The sequence below is a fragment of the Escherichia sp. HH41S genome, from assembly GCF_009820115.1.
Classification (GTDB): Bacteria; Pseudomonadota; Gammaproteobacteria; order Enterobacterales; family Enterobacteriaceae; genus Escherichia; species Escherichia coli_F.
Genome location: NZ_VNXE01000061.1, coordinates 105,918 through 123,380 on the forward strand (window position 1 = coordinate 105,918; position 17,463 = coordinate 123,380).

Here is a 17,463-nt window from a genome sequence, read left to right on the forward strand (position 1 = left end):
TTTGTTTATGCCTGAAAAATCATGAAAATTCAATATATTGCAGTAGTGTAGGCATGGTAAGACGCGCCAGCGTCGCATCAAGCAAAGACAAATCGCACCTGACTTACCTTCTTCTCCCCCCCAGCAAACTCCCCAGCACACCACGCACAATCTGATTCGTCACCTGGCGGGCGGCGCTTTTCGCCATTGTTTGCACCACACCATCTTTCTTCCCGCCGCGTGGTCCGGTAGTGCCAAACAAAATATCCTTCAATCCACCAAGAATACCGTCATCCACCGCCACCTCTTTCCCTTTCGCGGGAGGATTATTTTGCTGCTCGGTACTGGCCTGAAAGCCTTTTTGCAACATTTCATAGGCGGATTCCCGGTCCACGTCATCCTCGTACTTGCCATACACCGGGGAGTGATTAATCAGGCCGTTACGCTCATCTTCCGTCACCGGCCCCATTCGTGAACAGGGGGCAATCACCATCGCCCGTTCCACCACTGAAGGGCTTCCTTTCGCATCGAGAAACGAGATTAACGCCTCGCCGGTCCCCAGTTCCTGAATCGCCTTTTCGGTATCAAACGCCGGATTGGCCCGCATGGTTTGCGCCGCAGCTTTTACTGCTTTCTGATCTTTGGGCGTAAAAGCCCGCAAAGCGTGTTGAACGCGATTACCGAGCTGCCCGAGCACATTATCCGGAATATCTGACGGGTTTTGCGAAACGAACCAGACGCCCACGCCTTTTGAGCGAATAAGCCTTATCACCTGCTCAATCTTATCCAGCAGTACCTGCGGTGCATCGTTAAACAGCAGATGTGCTTCGTCGAAGAAAAACACCAGTTTTGGTTTCTCCAGATCGCCCGCTTCAGGCAATTGTTCATATAACTCTGAAAGCATCCACAGCAGGCTGGCGGCGTACAGTTTCGGCATCTGATAAAGCTTCTCGGCGCTGAGGATATTGATAACGCCTTTACCGTTGGTATCGCTACGCATCCAGTCTTTGATATCCAGCATCGGCTCACCAAAGAAGTGTGCTGCGCCTTGCTGTTCCAGCGATAACAGCCCGCGCTGGATGGCACCAACCGATGCGCTACTGATATTACCGTACTGATTCTGGAAGGATTTGGCGTTATCGCCGATGTACTGGGTAATCGCCCGCAAATCTTTAAAGTCGAGCAGCAACAGCCCCTGATCGTCAGCAATGCGGAAGATAATATTCAGCACGCCAGATTGCACATCGTTGAGATTCAACAGTCGCGCCAGCAACAGCGGCCCCAGGTCTGAAACCGTCGCCCGCACCGGGTGGCCTTTCTCGCCAAAGATATCCCACACCACCACCGGATTAGCATGCGGTTGCCAGTCATTGACGCCGATATTTTTAAGCCTTGCGAGCAGTTTTTCCGAAGATGTACCTTCCTCCGCTACTCCCGTTAAATCACCTTTCACATCGGCCATAAACACCGGAACACCGATTTCCGACAATGACTCTGCCAGTTTTTGCAGCGTAACGGTTTTACCCGTCCCCGTTGCGCCAGTAATCAGCCCGTGACGGTTAGCCATTCCCGGCAGTAAAAACAGTTCTGTGTCCGGCGTGCGGGCAATTAACAGGGGTTCGCTCATGAGATATCCTCCAGTTTCCTGCCTGGAGTATAGGCAACGTCCGGCAAAGAGAATACGTGTAATGAAGAGAAAATAACCTAAAGCGTGTTACCGTGATAAATCTGATACCCGAGGTCAACAGTGTTGTGGTTGTGATCGTTATTTTTAATTTTGCTCAGCAACATTTGGGCGGCCATCCGACCAATATCAAAACGGGGAGTAATTACGCTGGCGAGGCTTGGGATCATTTGCCTGCCAATCTCCAGCCCATGAAAACCCGCAATGGAAATTTGTTCTGGCACGGCGAGGTTTCGCTCGCGGCACAGCAGAAGCGCACCCATCGCAATATCGTCATTGGTGCAAAATACACCGTCTAAATCCGGGGTTGCGCTAAGGGCATCACGCATTAATTGCATTCCTAAATGAATGGATGAGATGGCGCGTGGATTCATGCGTAACGGGGAAAGATTATGCAGCATCATCGCATCGCAATACCCCTGATAACGCTGTTCATCGCGGGTGTCATCTTTGGAACCGAGATACAGAATTTTGCGCCTGACTCGCTTATCCAGCATGGTACACACCATGTCAAAAGCGGCCTGCCGATTATCAAAACCGACCTCCATATCCAGCCGTTCTCCCTGTACATCCATCAATTCCACGACCGGAATGGTGGCTGAACGCAGAAATTTCACCGTCCTGATGGTGTGATATTTTTCCGAAAGAATAATCCCGTCAATGTTATAAGAGAGCAGGTTAATCACCGACTCTTCTTCGGAATCGCGATCGTAATTGTAATTAGCAATAAGGGTCTGATAATTATGCTCAGAGGTGACGGATTCTATTCCCGCGAGAATGTCAGCGAAGAGTTGATTTTGAAATGACGGAATCAAGATACCGAGGGTATAACTTTGTGCATTCAACAACATGCCGGGAGCGCGATTAGGGATATAATTGATCTCTTCCATAATTTTGGCGATGCGCTCGCCTGTTTCCTTTGCCACCTTTTTCGGCGAGCGGATATAACGACTCACGGTCATTTTTGTTACGCCAGCCAGCGTAGCGATATCCTGTAAAGAAATTCTGTGATTGCGCATAACTTCTCCCAACGTCGGGGGAATCTTCAATCTTCCCCCGAAACTACATCACAATATTTTATTCTTTCAGTGCAATACGGCGTTAATGGCTAACACGCCCAGCAAACCCATAATAGAAATAAGGGTTTCCATCACCGTCCAGGTACGCAACGTTTCACCAACCGTCAGATTAAAATACCCTTTAAATAGCCAGAAGCCAGGGTCGTTTACGTGTGACGCGATCACGCTGCCCGCACCGGTTGCCAGTACCATTAAAGCGGGATCGGCATGGGTAACGTTGATAATCGGCAACACCACACCCGCGGTGGTAATGGCCGCGACGGTGGCAGAGCCCAGAGCGATACGCAACAGCGCCGCAACAGTCCAGCACATCAATAACGGCGAAAGTGTAGTTCCGGTCATTAAGTGTGAAATATACTGCCCGACACCGCTATCTACTAATACCTGCTTAAACGCGCCGCCGCCAGCGATAATAAACACAATCATCGCGATAGCGCCTATAGAATCCCCAATGATATCCATGATTTGCTCGATGGTGCGTCCATTACGTCGGCCCAGTGTGAAAATCGCAATAACAATGGCAATAAACAGCGCAACGGCAGGGTTACCGACAAATTCAAAGAAGAGGCGCGCGGTGTTAGTTTTCGGTAACGTAATTTCACAAACGGCGGCGATAGCCATCAGGATGACCGGGATCACGGCAGCGAAAATACTGTTCCAGAAGGAGGGCATCTCCTCTTCGCTAAACAGATGAGGATTAAATAAGCCTTCCGGTGGTGCTTTCTCAAAGCGAGTTAGCAGTTTAGAAAACAGCGGTCCTGCGACAATAACTGTCGGAATGGTAATGATAAATCCATACAGCAAAGTCGTTCCGAGATTAGCCTCAAAGATAGTCGCGATGGCAGTAGGCCCTGGATGTGGCGGCAGAAAACAGTGGGTTACAGAGAGCGCTGCTACCATTGGTACGCCAACATACAACAGGGGTAATCCTGATGATGCTACGATGGTAAATACCAACGGCAACAGCAGGACAAAACCCACTTCAAAAAACATGGCGAGGCCCACAACCAGACCGGTGATCACTAGCGCCCATTGCACGCGTTTTTTACCAAAAGTAGCAATCAGCGTAGTGGCGATACGTTGTGCCGCACCCGTATCAGAAATCAGCTTGCCTAACATGGCCCCGAAACCGAGGATCATTGCCAGCCCGCCGAGCGTGCTGCCGATACCATTTTGTATAGAGTGCAGGACGGCCTGTGCATCCATCCCTTCGGCAAATCCGACGACGGCAGCTACCAGAACGAGGGCAATAAAGCCGTTAACTTTAAAGCCGATCATCAGGATAAGAAGCAGCGCGACGCCTGCCGCAATAATGATTAATGGCATAGTCTTTATCTCTTATTAGTGCCAGAAAAGCAGCGCTTTCGCGCTGCACGTAGGGTAGTAGGTGTTAAACAGCCACTAACATGCCGCCATCAACAAACAACAGGTGGCCGTTTACGAAATCAGAGGCTTTTGAAGAAAGGAACACCGCAGCACCAATCAGTTCCTGCGGATCTCCCCAGCGTGCGGCGGGGGTCCGTTTGCACAACCAGGCGGTGAAGGCTTCGTCCTCAACCAGTGCTTTAGTCATTTCTGTTTTGAAATAGCCCGGCGCAATACCGTTGACCTGAATATTGTGGCGCGCCAGCTCGACGCACATGCCGCGGGTGAGCATTTTTACCGCCCCTTTCGATGCGGCATAAGGGGTGATGGTGTCACGTCCCAGTTCGCTTTGCATCGAGCAAATATTAATAACTTTACCTGCCTTGCGTTCAACCATGTGACGAGTTACCGCTTGCGACACCAGGAACACGGCGGTCTGGTTTACTGCGATCACATCATTCCACTCTTGTTCAGGGAACTCAGTAAAAGGATGACGGCGCTGGATACCGGCGTTATTCACCAGCACATCAATGGGGCCGATGTCCTTTTCGATATGTTCAACGGCGGCATCAATTTCATGTTTATGAGTAACATTAAAAGGTGCGGCAACGGCCTGAATACCCTCCTGGTGGAGTTTTTTTACAGCAAGTTCTGCGCGTTCGGCAGTAATATCATTAATAATTATTTGTGCGCCATATTTACCCAGGCCGGTTGCCAGTAAAAAGCCAATGCCCTGTGCTGAACCGGTAATCAAGATATTTTTTCCTGCCAGTGAAAATAGATCGTTCATTGTATTATTCCTTTATTTATCTCTTAGAAAACAAGCTGGACTTTTGCTGCCTGGGTTTTATCACCGGCGAAACGTAGCGCCTCTTCCAGGTCAGTGAAGGGATATTCAGCACTCAGTAAAGGCAGTGGATTGATAACGCCATTCGCCAGCCATGACACTGCGGTATTAAATTCGCTGGTAAAACGGAAAGAGCCTTTGAGTGAAATCTCCTTACCAATCAACGTCATCATTGGGAATTCTGCCATCGCGCCTCCCATACCTACCTGCACCATTACGCCGCGTGCACGAGTGACCTCCAGACAGGTATTCACTGATGAAGGATGACCGGACACTTCAAAGCTGACATCGAAATAGCCTTTTTCCGCTTTCCAGTGATCCATGTCGTCGTTTTGTGGGTTTACGAGCACATCCGCCCCCATCTCTTTGGCCAGCAAAAGGGAACGGGGACTCACATCGGCACAGACAATTTCCGAGGCCCCCAGTGTTTTCACAGCACTGACAATCAGGCAGCCAATGGGCCCAACACCGGAAATAAATACTCGCTTGCCCTGTAACTCGCCGGCCTGATGTGCGGCATGAATCGCGACGGCTAAAGGTTCGGCAAAAGCCATAACCTTTTCGTCAGCTTTGGCCGGATAAGGGACACATTGCGACGTTTCGACCATTTTATAACGGGTAAAGCCACCATCAACATGAGGGAAATACATGGCACTGCCAAAAAAACGCATCTCTGTACACTGATTCTCGTTATGTTCAATGCAGTATTTGCAGTGACCGCAAGGTTTAGACGGATTAATGGCTACCGTTTGCCCTTCATGTAATTCTGATGAGTCGCTATGAATAACTTTACCGATAACTTCATGACCTAACACCATCGGTGCCTTTATCATGAAATTACCTACTTTTCCTTCCTGATAATAATGTAAATCGGAACCGCAAATTCCACCTCGGGTTATTTGTACTAATGTTCCATTATTATTCCAATCTATCGTCTGCTCGGTAACGGCAACAGTTTTCTTGCCCGCAACAACGCAGGACTGTGTTTTCACTTGCATAAATTCCTCACTGGTCAGGTAGACACCTCGGAAGCATTTAAGCGGTTTTAATTGTCATTATTTGTGATGAAGATCACGTCAGAAAATTGTTACATTACTATGTTACGCATAACGTGATGTGCCTTGTAATTCTTATCAACAGAAATAAAAAAACGTGAAATTATTATGCCGCCAGGCGTAGTATCGCCGCAGGTAAGATGATTCAGGAGATTTTAAATGGCGGGTGAAAGCTTTATTTTGATGGGCGTATCAGGGAGTGGTAAAACATTAATTGGTAGCAAGGTTGCCGCGTTATTGTCTGCGAAATTTATTGATGGTGACGATCTTCATCCAGCCAAAAATATAGATAAAATGTCGCAAGGCATTCCATTATCTGATGAAGATCGACTTCCCTGGCTGGAACGCTTAAATGATGCTTCATACAGTCTTTATAAAAAGAATGAAACAGGATTTATTGTCTGTTCATCATTAAAAAAACAGTATCGTGATATTTTACGCAAGGGTAGCCCCCATGTTCATTTCCTCTGGTTAGATGGCGATTATGAAACTATTCTCGCGAGAATGCAGCGTCGGGCTGGGCATTTTATGCCGGTAGCGTTACTAAAAAGTCAGTTTGAGGCGCTGGAGCGTCCACAAGCAGATGAACAGGATATTGTGCGCATTGATATCAACCATGATATTGCCAATGTCACCGAACAATGTCGGCAGGCTGTGCTGGCGATAAGACAAAACAGAATATGTGCGAAAGAGGGCAGCGCCTCAGATCAGCGCTGCGAATGATTTTCAAAAATCTGCTTTCAGGACCACTCGGTAGCGCGCTTTACCATCGCGTACATGCTGAATGGCGTCGTTAATTTTCGACATTGGGAACAGTTCGGTAGTCGGTGCAACCTTGCTGCGGGCGGCAAAGCGCATCAGCTTACGCAGCTCATAAGGTGTACCTGTTGCTGAACCAGAGACGCTGCGGTCGCCCGCAATTAACGTAAAGGCCGGAACAGACAGCGGCGTGAGGACCGCGCCGACTGTATGGAAATTACCGCCATACGTCAGCGCCTCAAAATAAGGCTGCCAGTCGAGGCTGACGTTGACGGTGTTGATAATGAGATCAAACTGCCCCACCAGTGCTTTCAGTGCCTGCGGATCGCGGCTATTCACCACTTTATCGGCACCCATCGCCAGCACCTCCTGCTCTTTCGCCGGATTCGAACTAAAGGCCGTCACCTCGCATCCCATTGCGTGCAGAAGTTTTATAGCGATATGCCCCAGCCCGCCAATACCAATTACCCCAACGCGGCTGGTGGCAGTGATATGGTGCATCAACAGTGGTTTAAAGACCGTGATACCGCCGCACAACAGTGGCCCGGCAGATTCAATGTCGATATTTTCTGGCAGTGGAATCACCCATTGCCAGTCCGCACGCAACTTCTCAGCAAAGCCGCCACGATTCATAATCGTCGGCACCGCACCTTGCTCACAGTTGATCTGATTACCGCTAATACAGGCGTCGCAGTGACCACAGCTACGCGCCGTCCAGCCAATCCCGACACGCTGACCGACCTGCAAACCTTTATCCTGCGCGGCGCTCCCGAGCGCCACCACGCGCCCAATCACCTCATGCCCGGCAACCAGCGGATACTGTGAAAATCCCCATTCGTTGTCGATCATCGACAGATCGGAATGGCAGATCCCGCAGTAATCCACCTGCACTTCGACATCTTGTGGTTTCAGTTCACCGGGATCGTACTCATAAACTTCCAGTTTGCCGCCAGCCTCTTTTGCGGCATAGCTTTTTATCATCGACATATTTTTGTCCTTCTCTGGTGTTGTCTGGGAAGTGTAGAGCATGGTAGGGCGGGGTGCCTGGAGTGTGACAAAGGTTACACATCGCGGAATGCAATGCTGAAAATTTCAGCACTTAGCGAGGTGCGAGCAAGCTGGCGCTTGCATGGTGGCGCGTGACAGGTATAATCCACAACGTTTTCCGCATACCTCTTCAGTGCCGAAGTGGCGAAATCGGTAGACGCAGTTGATTCAAAATCAACCGTAGAAATACGTGCCGGTTCGAGTCCGGCCTTCGGCACCACACCGTATGCAAATCGAGTCGCTCAAGAGCGGCTTTTTTTGTGTCTGAAATCACCCATATCCGTGCAGTATATAGGCCTGCCAGAAAAGCAGTTCAGTATTCTTCATTTGGTAGTCGATGGTCCCAAGTTTGCTCTGGCTGGAAGCTGCATCGTCCACATTACGTGGGCAGGGTGGTTTCGCTATGCTACTTGAACGTTTTGACCATGTGGCTCAGGTAGCTAATATCAAAAGACGTCATTTTGTCTCCACGCCCACCTTGGTGAACATTCAATAAATAGTTTCGGTCGAGAGCAGTTATGTAGGGCTAGCAGACGAGATGCGCAGACATCTTGTTGAAGACAATTTTACTGACCACCTGAGAACGCTATTCTACCGAATAATATTTATTATCTTGGTGAATAATGATGATTACCTGTGTAACTATGGTTTTATGCTGATGGGACCGGCAGTACAATTTCTGTAGTGTACTCGCAATTTCAGGTCTCTGGCGTTTATTCTGGTGCAAAGGAGGTATGTGATGAAAACTTTGCTACCATGCCATTAAATGCGACCAATATCGGATTATCCATCAGTTGCTTGTTGTAGATTTCATTGGTTATAAAAATGCAAGGTGCAAAAGATGAAATTTATAATTATTAGTTAAGTGGCTAATTTTATAGTAATTTAGACAATAGGATGTATGGAAAAATGGAAAAAGTTTATGATACCACTAGAATTAGTAATCTTGCTAACGACCCGAAACAGTTTTGTTCTTTTTTTTGTGAGTACATAAAAAGAGATGATATTAGTATAGATATCGCCTTGGATGTGCTGAGAATATCTTCCATCTATTATAATAGATTTTCAGTTCAGACTGAAGTTGAGTATAACAATACATTCAAAAAATGTATTAATGAGCTAGTAAACTCATTTCCTGATAACATTGAACTAATCTCTGAGTTCGAGAGTCAATGTAAAATTATGCATGATATAAATAATTCTTTCTTTGGGGCTGCAAAATGTGCTGGTATTTGGCGTAAAAATACAAAAAAATCACATGCATTAATACTTAATCTCATCATGTTTTGTGAGATGTTTTTATCATCATTATCATCCTTGGTTGTGGTCAATGATCCTAAAAAAATGAAGAGGATTTTTCCATTATTTATCGTTTCTGAAAATATTAATATTCATGCTGAACCTGATATCGAATATTTTCGAGTTATCGATAGGGCATTTGATGAGGTAGCCAATTACACCGGAAGAATATTTTCTTATTTACGGACTCATGGGCCATTGAAACTAACTTCTTGTGTGAATAAACAAACCTTGCTTTCAATGGGAGGGTACCTTAATGAGTGGAATGTTTTTGACTCATTAAGCAGAGTAAGAGACTTTTTCAGACTAAGTAGTGCAGTATTTACAAAATTGGATAATAACATTTACTCTCTTGAGGTTGATAGTTTTTGTTTATACCGAGATTATGAGATTGCAAGAAATAGACTAATGATGAGAGCGTCACATCTATATAGCGAAGTTCATGAATTTAGTAACAAACATTTTCATCTAAATAGTTGGGTAAAGGATCATATGCCATCTTACTTAAATTCTGATGGCGTTTTTAGCTCATTTCATTTAAGCGAGTTGGAAAATATGTCTCCTGATGACCTTCATGAAGAATATGGGAATATATCATTATTTAATTGGGTGCACGCTTATCAATGTTTAGTCGAGTTATCTAAAGAAGAAATGAGCAAAAGATTTTCATCGACAAAACCTATACCCCTACAGTTGGATCGCTGGCTGGTCATAAAAAGCCGTGAGAGTTGGTTATCATTCTTTCAACGTAAGGGGATTGCAGCAGATGCAGCAAAAAAACTGATAGATTATTTTACCTTCAATTCAAAATCACATGATCTTAATGATTGCCCATTTATTCCCTGTATGGACGGTTTATGCTTAATGCCTGCATTAATAGCAAATAGCTCAGTGACTCGCTCTCTAATGTCATTATTTGGTTCCAAAAAAATTTCTCAAGCAAGTAAAGGGCGATTTCATGAGCAACAATTTATAAAACAAGTTCGTGATGCGGGGATTAAAGCTTCTCCAATTGATGCTCATGCTAATTATCAGTGCGATTGCGTGATTCTCCTGGATGATTGTTTGATTTTTACAGAACTAAAATCAAATGGTCAACCAATATATTATGGTAAGTACTATCAGCAAGTGTGTAACATCGTTGGAGATAGCTCATTAATACATGATCATAATAATAAATTTATGCGTTCTTATTTTCAACAAATAAATCGAATTTCTGAACATTATCTTAATCATCTTGATGTGATCATTAAAGAATTCGAACTACCATCAACATGGCAACCCAAAGGTGTGTATAAGCTTATTGTTACTACAACTATGCTCGGTGGGAAATATCATGTGGATGATACATATGTAGCGGACAAATATGCATTATCTAGTTTTTTTCAACGAATACCTGGAGTGATATATCAAACAAATGAAAATGGAAAAATGGCGAAAAATATCATTGATGGGTTTGAGTGTTGCGAAGGGAAAATCACTATCGATAAGTTTATAGATTATCTTTCCTCTTTGCCCAGTATTAATGCTGTACGTAAAAATATAAAAAAATTAACTTATAGTGTTCGATTTAATGAAAAATTAGTCCATCACCCTTATTATGATTCTTGGGCTTTTGGCCCATATATTCGTAAGGGAAATGATTAGAGCAATTTATTATATAGTCCATGTTATTCACTGATTATATTATTGATAATATAATCAGTGAATAACTCTAATTTTTTTAATGTTGGGGTTTAGCCTGAAGTTGAAATTGGTACTACGGAACGGTATGATCATATCGCATCAAAATATCAAGGAAGTGATGATTTTCTACGCACCGATCCAGAAACGTGGATTTTATCATCACCATAAGCAATGGCAGCGACAACACCATCAATTTCTATATCAAAGGTGGTGAAATAAATTAGAAAATTGTTTATTTAATCCATTAGCGATAAGTTTTATTGTTATTTAGCCGAGATATATTCCATTGAAAAAAGTAAATTGGCACTGATATTATATCAAATGGGAATAATCCTTTTGTAAATAAGCTGAGGAATGTGTTAATTCACATCCAGCGCCTTATAAACCGCATCAACCGGTTCTGAGTAAAAACTTACCTGAAACTTGGTAAACAACTCTGCCGGAACTGTTGGAATATCCATAGCCGAGGATATCGGCAACAGAACTCGTTTTGCGCCGCTATCGAAGGCGAGTTGTAAACTAGCGGCAAGATCCTGCACTGATTATGTCAGCAATATTGAACATACTGCGATAGTTATCAACCTCACCCCCTAAAAACCTCTTTTCGATGCCACTCCACAAACCCCTCAAAAGGGTAATTTTTACGCACCTGTGGTAACGCAATAGTTTTCCCGTCAAAATCCCAGAATAGTTTCTCAACGATCCCTCCGCCGTTTACCGCATCCGAGACCAGTACCCGCATATTTTCATCCAGGCCAATCGATCCTTTATCAAAGGCTTTATGGTGTATTGCACAAAGCGCCAGGCCATTAGGAATTTCACAAGGACCGCCGTGCTGTTTCCATTTTATATGCGCTGCTTCCAGTGCGACGGTGGTGTCATCGTGGCGCATATTAAAGCCACATATCGCGCACTGGTAGTTATATGCGCGCAATACAAGTTTGCGAAATAACGGGTCGCGCTGTTTACGGATTTGCTGGAGATCAAAACCCAGCTCGTCAGCAATTTCTTCCTGAATGCTCTCGGTGAAGTGCGCTTCGAGTATCTGTTGCGCCAGGGTATTGATGAGTTTTTTATTGCCGATTACCAGGGCATAGTGCTGTTCATCGAAACCGCCTGCAACGCGGTGTTCGGTCAGTTCCTTCACTGGCGGTTGTCGGCTACTCCCTGCTGTTGAGCAAAGTTCGGCATTGTGTAATTGCCAGAATCCGTCGCCTTGTAATCGCCAGAACGGCATATCAGGTCGGTACTGTGAACGCTGTGGCCCAAAACGTTCCAGTAAACTGTGCAGAGGTTCGTAGATTTCCGAGCCATAATCGAAAAGGCGCGGATGTCCATTCAGGTATCCCGCTAATACGTATAGCAATAACAATGGCTTATGCGGCGCGCGCTGTTCACCCTTGTGCCAGATTTTTATATTGGCAATTGCCTGCTGTAGCGATTTACTGGAAGCCATTGATATCCCTGGCAGTGAAATAATTGCGATCATGCTCGCAAATTTTCTGCTGTTCAAGCCTGCAAGTGAAGATATATTACCTTGATCTCATTTGTTTTTTTGCTGCCTGTTCTGAGAACGTATAAGGACATTCTCCATGAATAAACTCCCTGATCATCTTCCGCGGCGGTATATCATCGAAGCTATCCATTTATGGGATGCGGGAGAAACTCATCAGTTCCAGCCTGCGCGGTTGTATGAGATTGAATATCATGGCCGACGTTACCCCTCGAAGGCGATTGCTGGCATCGCAGCGACATTGATGACGGGGACGCAATTTACCCCTGCGGATTTCACCGGCGGAATAAAATCTAAATGCGTCAAACTACTCATAGAGCAGGGATTTCATATTCATCAGGATAAAGCCGCTGCGGCTCCCATAGCCGACGTTCTGTTCCCGGATGAGTTGCCGTCGCAGGAGACATACGTTGAAGGTGCGGCGATAAAGGTGACAGTAAACCGCTATGAACGCGATAAAAAGGCCCGAGATAAAGCGGTCGAACATCATGGATGCCAGTGCAACGTATGCGGCGTTGATCTGGTGAAGATCTATGGTGATATCGCTGAAGGCTTTATCCATGTGCATCACCTGGTGCCGCTTTCAGCCATTAAAGAGAATTACCAGCTGGATCCAGTTAATGATTTGCTTCCTGTGTGCCCTAATTGCCATGCGATGTTGCACCGACGCAAACCACCGTTTTCGCCGGAGCAGTTAAAAGCGTTGATGGATGCAAATAAATCAAATTAATGAACGCTCACCCTTCACGCCAAAACCGCAAAATAGCGTCAACAAATTTGTCTACAATCATCCCCCGACTGAAATGACTGCTTCGCAGTGCCGTCATCCAGTTCTCCGGTGACCGGTACGCTGAATCTTTTCCAGCTTCGTTAAGATCTTCAAAATAGCCATTGAAGATATTCTGGTTAACACCGCCAGTAACATAAGCCTTGCCGTTGTGTACAAATGTCACATGACCCGCCATGCCCATCGGCGCGTGCGACATCAATTTAACCCAGCTATTGGTTTTGAGGTTGTATTTGTGAACGTCATTAAATACCTGAGTCAAGCCCTCACTGTTTTTGCCAATGCCGTCAAACACATACAGATTGCCATCAATAAATGCAGAAGTTGCTTGATCTCTCGGTCCACCAGGAAATGCAGCTAACGCTGTCCATTTTTTTATCTTTGGTCTGTTTCTCCAGCTTGTACCATGCCGTACCTGCGCTACCTAAACCAATGTAGACAGTGTTGTTATCAATTGCTCCGGTACCACTTTTAAATGGCACAGGCGTTTCCGGTAATACATACGCATTTACGGAAAATGAAGCCATCATTATAGCAAGCACCGTTATTGCTTTATTCATTGTGACTGTAACCTATCTACCAAGCTTTAACCTTCACCCGTATGAGGAAAGTTTTAAATATAAGGCTAACCATAGCATATGCCTTTATACCTATTACACCAAAAAAACAGACAAGTTATGCCATAAACGACTTTTATAATTTGAGTCACAAATCAGGAGAATTTTATTTATCTTCCGTGAAAGTCTTAACTTTCACGGAGTTTCGGAATTTACAACGTTGCTGACGTAAAGGCTCCTGTTTGTATTTCTTTAACCAGCTCACCCACGGTATATATTCTCCATCCTTCGACTTCGGCGGGAGTAAGGTTAACTGCAATTTTAAGGCCTGGCCATGCAGCTTCTACGGTTGCAATAATTTCATGTTCTGAGTTTTGAAGATCTAACCCAGGAACAGGAGGTTGAAAGCCTTTATGTTGCATCATATTAATATCACCATGCACTGATGGATCAGTCAGGTCATATATTTCATTCCAGGATTCTGCTTTTAATAACCCTTGTTGGGAACGTAAACGTTGAATGATAGCCATCTCAGCTTGGGTAACGAATATACCTTCGTGGAGGGGCTGTTTTCGATGGCAATCCTTGCACAGAACAAGAAGGTTTTCATGGTGATTATCATATTTGATGCCATTTTTATGATGGACATGGCACAAGTTTTTGGCGGTTGATAAATTCACGCCACAATCATTACAAACATAATTTGCCTTTTCTCGTATTGATTTAGATATATCTTTCCAGTTTTCGACATACCCACTATTTGTTTTGTCATAGATACCCTTAGGCATATGACGAAAACAGGTACTATAATCTGAAAAAAACTCATTTAATGAGAATGATTTAAAAATCTCTCTTTTTCGTTGTTTATCAATACTTCCTTTATAATTAAGTCGTTCGAGGCAATTCATACATACCCGTAAATCAACATCCTGGCTCCGACCTGAACCATCATCAATTTCGAATAAACCATCTATGCGGTTAGTTGCATGATACCTTTCAAATCGATTTTTATGGCGCATTTCATCAAGAGTTCTGCACCAGGCAATATGAAAACGTTTTCCTTTTTCGCCATCTACGATAGCCGCATCATAACGCCCTGAATGGTCCCGAATATATAAAAGAACCTGGCGGCCATGATAAGAGATAAGCCCGCTACCAGGGTCAAGATCTTCGATACTAACTTCTTTACCCGTGGATAACTCAATATCTATAGGATCAAAGTCAATAGGGGATTCATCCAGAAAAAAATCGACTCCTTCTGGTAACATTTTCTTCCCTAATTGAATAAGTTCTGAAATGTCGATAGATAATTTCATCTCTTACTCCTGAATAATCTTTCTAATCTGCAATTCGGCATTTGTTACAACTTTGAAGGTGACACGACGAGAGCGATTAGGATCCTCCTTGCCGGTTTTATCAAGAATGGGATGTGCAGATGAATAACCTACTGCGGCAAATTTACTTTTAACCCATTGTTGGTGTGTCGCGATATTTTTTATGTCATAAACGTATTGTAATACTGCACGTGTACGACCTTGTGATAGTGCCATATTATTAAAATAAGCAATATCAGGATTCGTTGTTCCTGTCCAGTCAGTACTTGTGTGACCTTCAATGCGGACTTCAGTAATATGGTCCTGATAATTATCTAGAACTTTTAGGTAGCGAGGAAAGAAGTCGTCAAGAATGAGTTTAAACTTTGGTTTTAGCTCTGTGCTTCCTAAGCCAAATAAAACATCCGGTGATTTAAATCGAACCTCCAGAGTCTGTTTATCGATCTCTGCATCCCAGTCTTGTAAATCCTTTGCAAACTCAATATCCAGAGCATTATAAAGCTGTAACTGAGCATTCTCGTAGGCTACGGCAACTTCTTTAATTTTTTCTTTTTCAATACGTACGTAGTGCATATAAGCAATAGATATGAACATAAAAACCATCATCAGCCCTGCCATTAGGTCTGACATGGATACCCAGTGTTCATTATCTTGATCTTTTTTAGGTAATTGTTTCCCTATAATCTTATCCATGATCGATTACCCTCGATGTTTATTAGCAGAAATTAATGCTTGTAACTGTCCCATAATTATTTGGTAATCTTTAATAAGTTTTTCATAGTTACCGACAAAACCTTTGCTGATTGAAAGCAGAGCATTACCTAATGATTGCATTTCACGGTTCATCTCACGTTCAGTTGCTTGCTCAAAAGCATGTAACTGCTCGTTGATGGATAGAGCAAATTTTTCAATTGATTCTCTGACTTGAGAAGTCAGCCCTGCACTTGCCTTATCAAATGATGTCTGGATTGAATCAAACATATTATCGGCATTACTGGATAGTTGATGGTTAATCTTTTCACCAGTCTTACTGAACATATCAATTACATTAGTCGTATTTTGTTCCATATTTCTATGCAATTCTTTCGAGTGCGACTCTAGTGACTTCCGGAATTCTTCACCACTTTGTTTCATTTCAGTAATTGTTTCACCTAACGTGCTGGTTAGAGTTTCGGAGGAATTGCTGACATCATGTGCCATCGAGGCAAATGCTTGTTGTGTTTGGGTAACCGATTGTCTGAATCCTTCGGTACCTTCATCCAGGGCCACGCGCATTGAATCTGCATTAAGAAGTATTTGCTGGCTGGTTTGCTCAAGAGATGCACTAACATTTGCAGCTCCGGATTTCAGCAGTTCACCCACTTCAGCCATTTTGTTCTGTATTTCAGGTAATACGGTTGTAGCTTTATCGCGGATAGCGACAAAGGTTTCTAAATGGCGGGAGAGTTCGCTGATTTGATGTTGGTTCACCTGAAGCACTTCACGCAGTTCAGACATAGCCAGAGGAATTTCTTTACATTCTTCCCAAATCCCGGCAACCGCAGTTTTTGTTTCAACCAGAGACTCGACACTTTGTTGATATTGTTCTGACATCAGCTCAACTTGCGTTTTATAATTTTCCTGCCACTCAACAAGTTTTTTTACAGAGGCATCAAGTGCTTTAAAGTTTTCACCAAACTGTTCAGTTAAATTTTCATTAAAATCAATAATGACTTGTCGTAAAGCATCAATAATTTGTTCTGTAGCACCTTTTGCCATTAGATCTGCAAATTGTTCAAGTTGTTCCCAAAGCTTATTACTGAAATGAGTGTGATTAGCTAATTGTGCCTGCGAGGAATCGCTAATCTCAGTACGTAGTAATTTTATTTGAGCAATAAGAGAACCTTCACTATCACCGTTAATACCCAAGACTAATTTAGTCAGAGTCTGGTTCTGCTCTTTTAATTCATGATAGATATGTTCAGGTGTAACAGATTCAGGGTTATTTTCTGCTAACGCACTTCGTTTATTGGCAAAAAAGAAAGCATCCATTCCATTAAATAAAATGGCAAAAAACATACCTACAATGCTTGTAATGAATGCTGTTTTTAGGCCGCCTAATAATACGGGGATGCTGGTATCAATACTTTCAGTATTAAAATTGAGTAACCCAATAATAATACCAATGAAAGTACCCAGAATACCTAATGCCCCCATTAAGGTTGGAGCATATTCTCTAAACTTACTATGTATATTTTTTTTGTCACACCACCACGCTGATAAAAATACGAATATAACAGCCCAGATGAAAATATTGGTGATCAGTGTAGAGTCTATCGATTGAAACAACTGCTCAAAAAGCTGCGCTAACATTTTGATACCTGTGTAAATAATGGATAGTTGTAATTGTTTAAAAAATAAACAAAACGCACATAATTTATATGGTTAAGTTCGGTGTAGCGCTCATGATTGTAACAAGTTTTTTCGAGATAT

Annotated in this window: 14 protein-coding genes, 1 tRNA gene and 2 pseudogenes; 5 read left to right on the forward strand and 12 right to left on the reverse strand. The window is 43.8% G+C overall.

Annotated elements, in window-relative coordinates:
- Nucleotides 1-103 precede the first annotated feature (103 nt).
- The 5 genes from FQZ95_RS10340 to idnD form a co-directional block, all read right to left on the reverse strand.
- A complete protein-coding gene (locus tag FQZ95_RS10340) occupies nucleotides 104-1,606 on the reverse strand; it encodes a helicase HerA-like C-terminal domain-containing protein (protein ID WP_160530157.1) in 1,503 nt (500 codons plus the stop codon).
- A 77-nt stretch (nucleotides 1,607-1,683) separates the two neighbouring features.
- A complete protein-coding gene (idnR, locus tag FQZ95_RS10345; RefSeq protein WP_001348245.1) occupies nucleotides 1,684-2,682 on the reverse strand; it encodes a DNA-binding transcriptional regulator IdnR in 999 nt (332 codons plus the stop codon).
- Nucleotides 2,683-2,748: 66 nt separating this feature from the next.
- Nucleotides 2,749-4,068, reverse strand: a complete 1,320-nt coding sequence (gene idnT / locus FQZ95_RS10350; RefSeq protein ID WP_105288122.1) for a gnt-II system L-idonate transporter — start codon at nucleotides 4,066-4,068, stop codon at nucleotides 2,749-2,751.
- Between the two features lie 64 nt (nucleotides 4,069-4,132).
- Entirely contained in the window at nucleotides 4,133-4,897 is a 765-nt protein-coding gene (gene idnO / locus FQZ95_RS10355; RefSeq protein ID WP_000998702.1) for a gluconate 5-dehydrogenase, read from the reverse strand.
- Nucleotides 4,898-4,920: 23 nt separating this feature from the next.
- Nucleotides 4,921-5,952: an L-idonate 5-dehydrogenase gene (gene idnD, locus FQZ95_RS10360; RefSeq protein ID WP_001197418.1), complete on the reverse strand. Its 1,032-nt coding sequence runs from the start codon at nucleotides 5,950-5,952 to the stop codon at nucleotides 4,921-4,923.
- Nucleotides 5,953-6,168: 216 nt separating this feature from the next.
- On the opposite strand from idnD, the gene idnK reads away from it, so the two are divergent.
- The gene (gene idnK, locus FQZ95_RS10365; RefSeq protein WP_000896738.1) at nucleotides 6,169-6,732 is read left to right on the forward strand and encodes a gluconokinase; all 564 of its coding nucleotides are present in this window, start codon (nucleotides 6,169-6,171) and stop codon (nucleotides 6,730-6,732) included.
- A 3-nt stretch (nucleotides 6,733-6,735) separates the two neighbouring features.
- On the opposite strand, the gene ahr is transcribed toward idnK, so the two are convergent.
- Nucleotides 6,736-7,755, reverse strand: a complete 1,020-nt coding sequence (gene ahr / locus FQZ95_RS10370; protein WP_105288121.1) for an NADPH-dependent aldehyde reductase Ahr — start codon at nucleotides 7,753-7,755, stop codon at nucleotides 6,736-6,738.
- Between the two features lie 195 nt (nucleotides 7,756-7,950).
- Between ahr and FQZ95_RS10375 the strand changes: the two genes are divergently transcribed.
- Nucleotides 7,951-8,035 (forward strand) — tRNA-Leu (locus FQZ95_RS10375).
- Nucleotides 8,036-8,724: 689 nt separating this feature from the next.
- Nucleotides 8,725-10,761, forward strand: a complete 2,037-nt coding sequence (locus tag FQZ95_RS10380; protein WP_105282219.1) for a hypothetical protein — start codon at nucleotides 8,725-8,727, stop codon at nucleotides 10,759-10,761.
- Nucleotides 10,762-11,159: 398 nt separating this feature from the next.
- Here the strand turns inward: FQZ95_RS10380 and FQZ95_RS10385 are convergent.
- Both FQZ95_RS10385 and FQZ95_RS10390 read right to left on the reverse strand, forming a co-directional pair.
- Nucleotides 11,160-11,339, reverse strand: a pseudogene (locus tag FQZ95_RS10385) (hypothetical protein); the annotation flags it as partial.
- A gap of 44 nt (nucleotides 11,340-11,383) precedes the next feature.
- The gene (locus tag FQZ95_RS10390) at nucleotides 11,384-12,256 is read right to left on the reverse strand and encodes a phosphorothioated DNA-binding restriction endonuclease (RefSeq protein WP_105288120.1); all 873 of its coding nucleotides are present in this window, start codon (nucleotides 12,254-12,256) and stop codon (nucleotides 11,384-11,386) included.
- A 136-nt stretch (nucleotides 12,257-12,392) separates the two neighbouring features.
- On the opposite strand from FQZ95_RS10390, the gene FQZ95_RS10395 reads away from it, so the two are divergent.
- Complete coding sequence (locus FQZ95_RS10395) at nucleotides 12,393-13,043, forward strand: HNH endonuclease (RefSeq protein ID WP_054496419.1); 651 nt, start codon at nucleotides 12,393-12,395, stop codon at nucleotides 13,041-13,043.
- Nucleotides 13,043-13,120: a hypothetical protein gene (locus tag FQZ95_RS26965; RefSeq protein ID WP_212734751.1), complete on the forward strand. Its 78-nt coding sequence runs from the start codon at nucleotides 13,043-13,045 to the stop codon at nucleotides 13,118-13,120. The genes FQZ95_RS10395 and FQZ95_RS26965 overlap by 1 nt, the downstream gene beginning before the upstream one ends.
- Before the next feature lie 44 nt (nucleotides 13,121-13,164).
- Here the strand turns inward: FQZ95_RS26965 and FQZ95_RS26120 are convergent.
- The 4 genes and pseudogenes from FQZ95_RS26120 to zorA2 all read right to left on the reverse strand — a co-directional run.
- Nucleotides 13,165-13,660 (reverse strand): annotated as a pseudogene (locus FQZ95_RS26120) (kelch repeat-containing protein); the annotation flags it as partial.
- A 209-nt stretch (nucleotides 13,661-13,869) separates the two neighbouring features.
- Entirely contained in the window at nucleotides 13,870-14,973 is a 1,104-nt protein-coding gene (gene zorE / locus FQZ95_RS10410; protein WP_105288118.1) for a type II Zorya anti-phage system protein ZorE, read from the reverse strand.
- Nucleotides 14,974-14,976: 3 nt separating this feature from the next.
- Nucleotides 14,977-15,684, reverse strand: coding sequence for a type II Zorya anti-phage system protein ZorB2 (gene zorB2 / locus FQZ95_RS10415; RefSeq protein ID WP_105277775.1), 708 nt, complete (start codon nucleotides 15,682-15,684; stop codon nucleotides 14,977-14,979).
- Between the two features lie 6 nt (nucleotides 15,685-15,690).
- Nucleotides 15,691-17,343 carry a type II Zorya anti-phage system protein ZorA2 gene (gene zorA2, locus FQZ95_RS10420; RefSeq protein WP_160530158.1) on the reverse strand — a complete coding sequence of 551 codons (1,653 nt, stop codon included), beginning with the start codon at nucleotides 17,341-17,343 and terminating at the stop codon, nucleotides 15,691-15,693.
- Nucleotides 17,344-17,463: the final 120 nt, after the last annotated feature.

Excerpts from the sequence above, each read along its gene's own strand:
- FQZ95_RS10340 (WP_160530157.1), bottom strand. The coding sequence starts at position 1,606 with ATGAGCGAACCCCTGTTAATTGCCCGCACGCCGGACACAGAACTGTTT.
- idnR (WP_001348245.1), bottom strand. The coding sequence starts at position 2,682 with ATGCGCAATCACAGAATTTCTTTACAGGATATCGCTACGCTGGCTGGC.
- idnT (WP_105288122.1), bottom strand. The coding sequence starts at position 4,068 with ATGCCATTAATCATTATTGCGGCAGGCGTCGCGCTGCTTCTTATCCTG.
- idnO (WP_000998702.1), bottom strand. The coding sequence starts at position 4,897 with ATGAACGATCTATTTTCACTGGCAGGAAAAAATATCTTGATTACCGGT.
- idnD (WP_001197418.1), bottom strand. The coding sequence starts at position 5,952 with ATGCAAGTGAAAACACAGTCCTGCGTTGTTGCGGGCAAGAAAACTGTT.
- idnK (WP_000896738.1), top strand. The coding sequence starts at position 6,169 with ATGGCGGGTGAAAGCTTTATTTTGATGGGCGTATCAGGGAGTGGTAAA.
- ahr (WP_105288121.1), bottom strand. The coding sequence starts at position 7,755 with ATGTCGATGATAAAAAGCTATGCCGCAAAAGAGGCTGGCGGCAAACTG.
- FQZ95_RS10380 (WP_105282219.1), top strand. The coding sequence starts at position 8,725 with ATGGAAAAAGTTTATGATACCACTAGAATTAGTAATCTTGCTAACGAC.
- FQZ95_RS10390 (WP_105288120.1), bottom strand. The coding sequence starts at position 12,256 with ATGGCTTCCAGTAAATCGCTACAGCAGGCAATTGCCAATATAAAAATC.
- FQZ95_RS10395 (WP_054496419.1), top strand. The coding sequence starts at position 12,393 with ATGAATAAACTCCCTGATCATCTTCCGCGGCGGTATATCATCGAAGCT.
- FQZ95_RS26965 (WP_212734751.1), top strand. The coding sequence starts at position 13,043 with ATGAACGCTCACCCTTCACGCCAAAACCGCAAAATAGCGTCAACAAAT.
- zorE (WP_105288118.1), bottom strand. The coding sequence starts at position 14,973 with ATGAAATTATCTATCGACATTTCAGAACTTATTCAATTAGGGAAGAAA.
- zorB2 (WP_105277775.1), bottom strand. The coding sequence starts at position 15,684 with ATGGATAAGATTATAGGGAAACAATTACCTAAAAAAGATCAAGATAAT.
- zorA2 (WP_160530158.1), bottom strand. The coding sequence starts at position 17,343 with ATGTTAGCGCAGCTTTTTGAGCAGTTGTTTCAATCGATAGACTCTACA.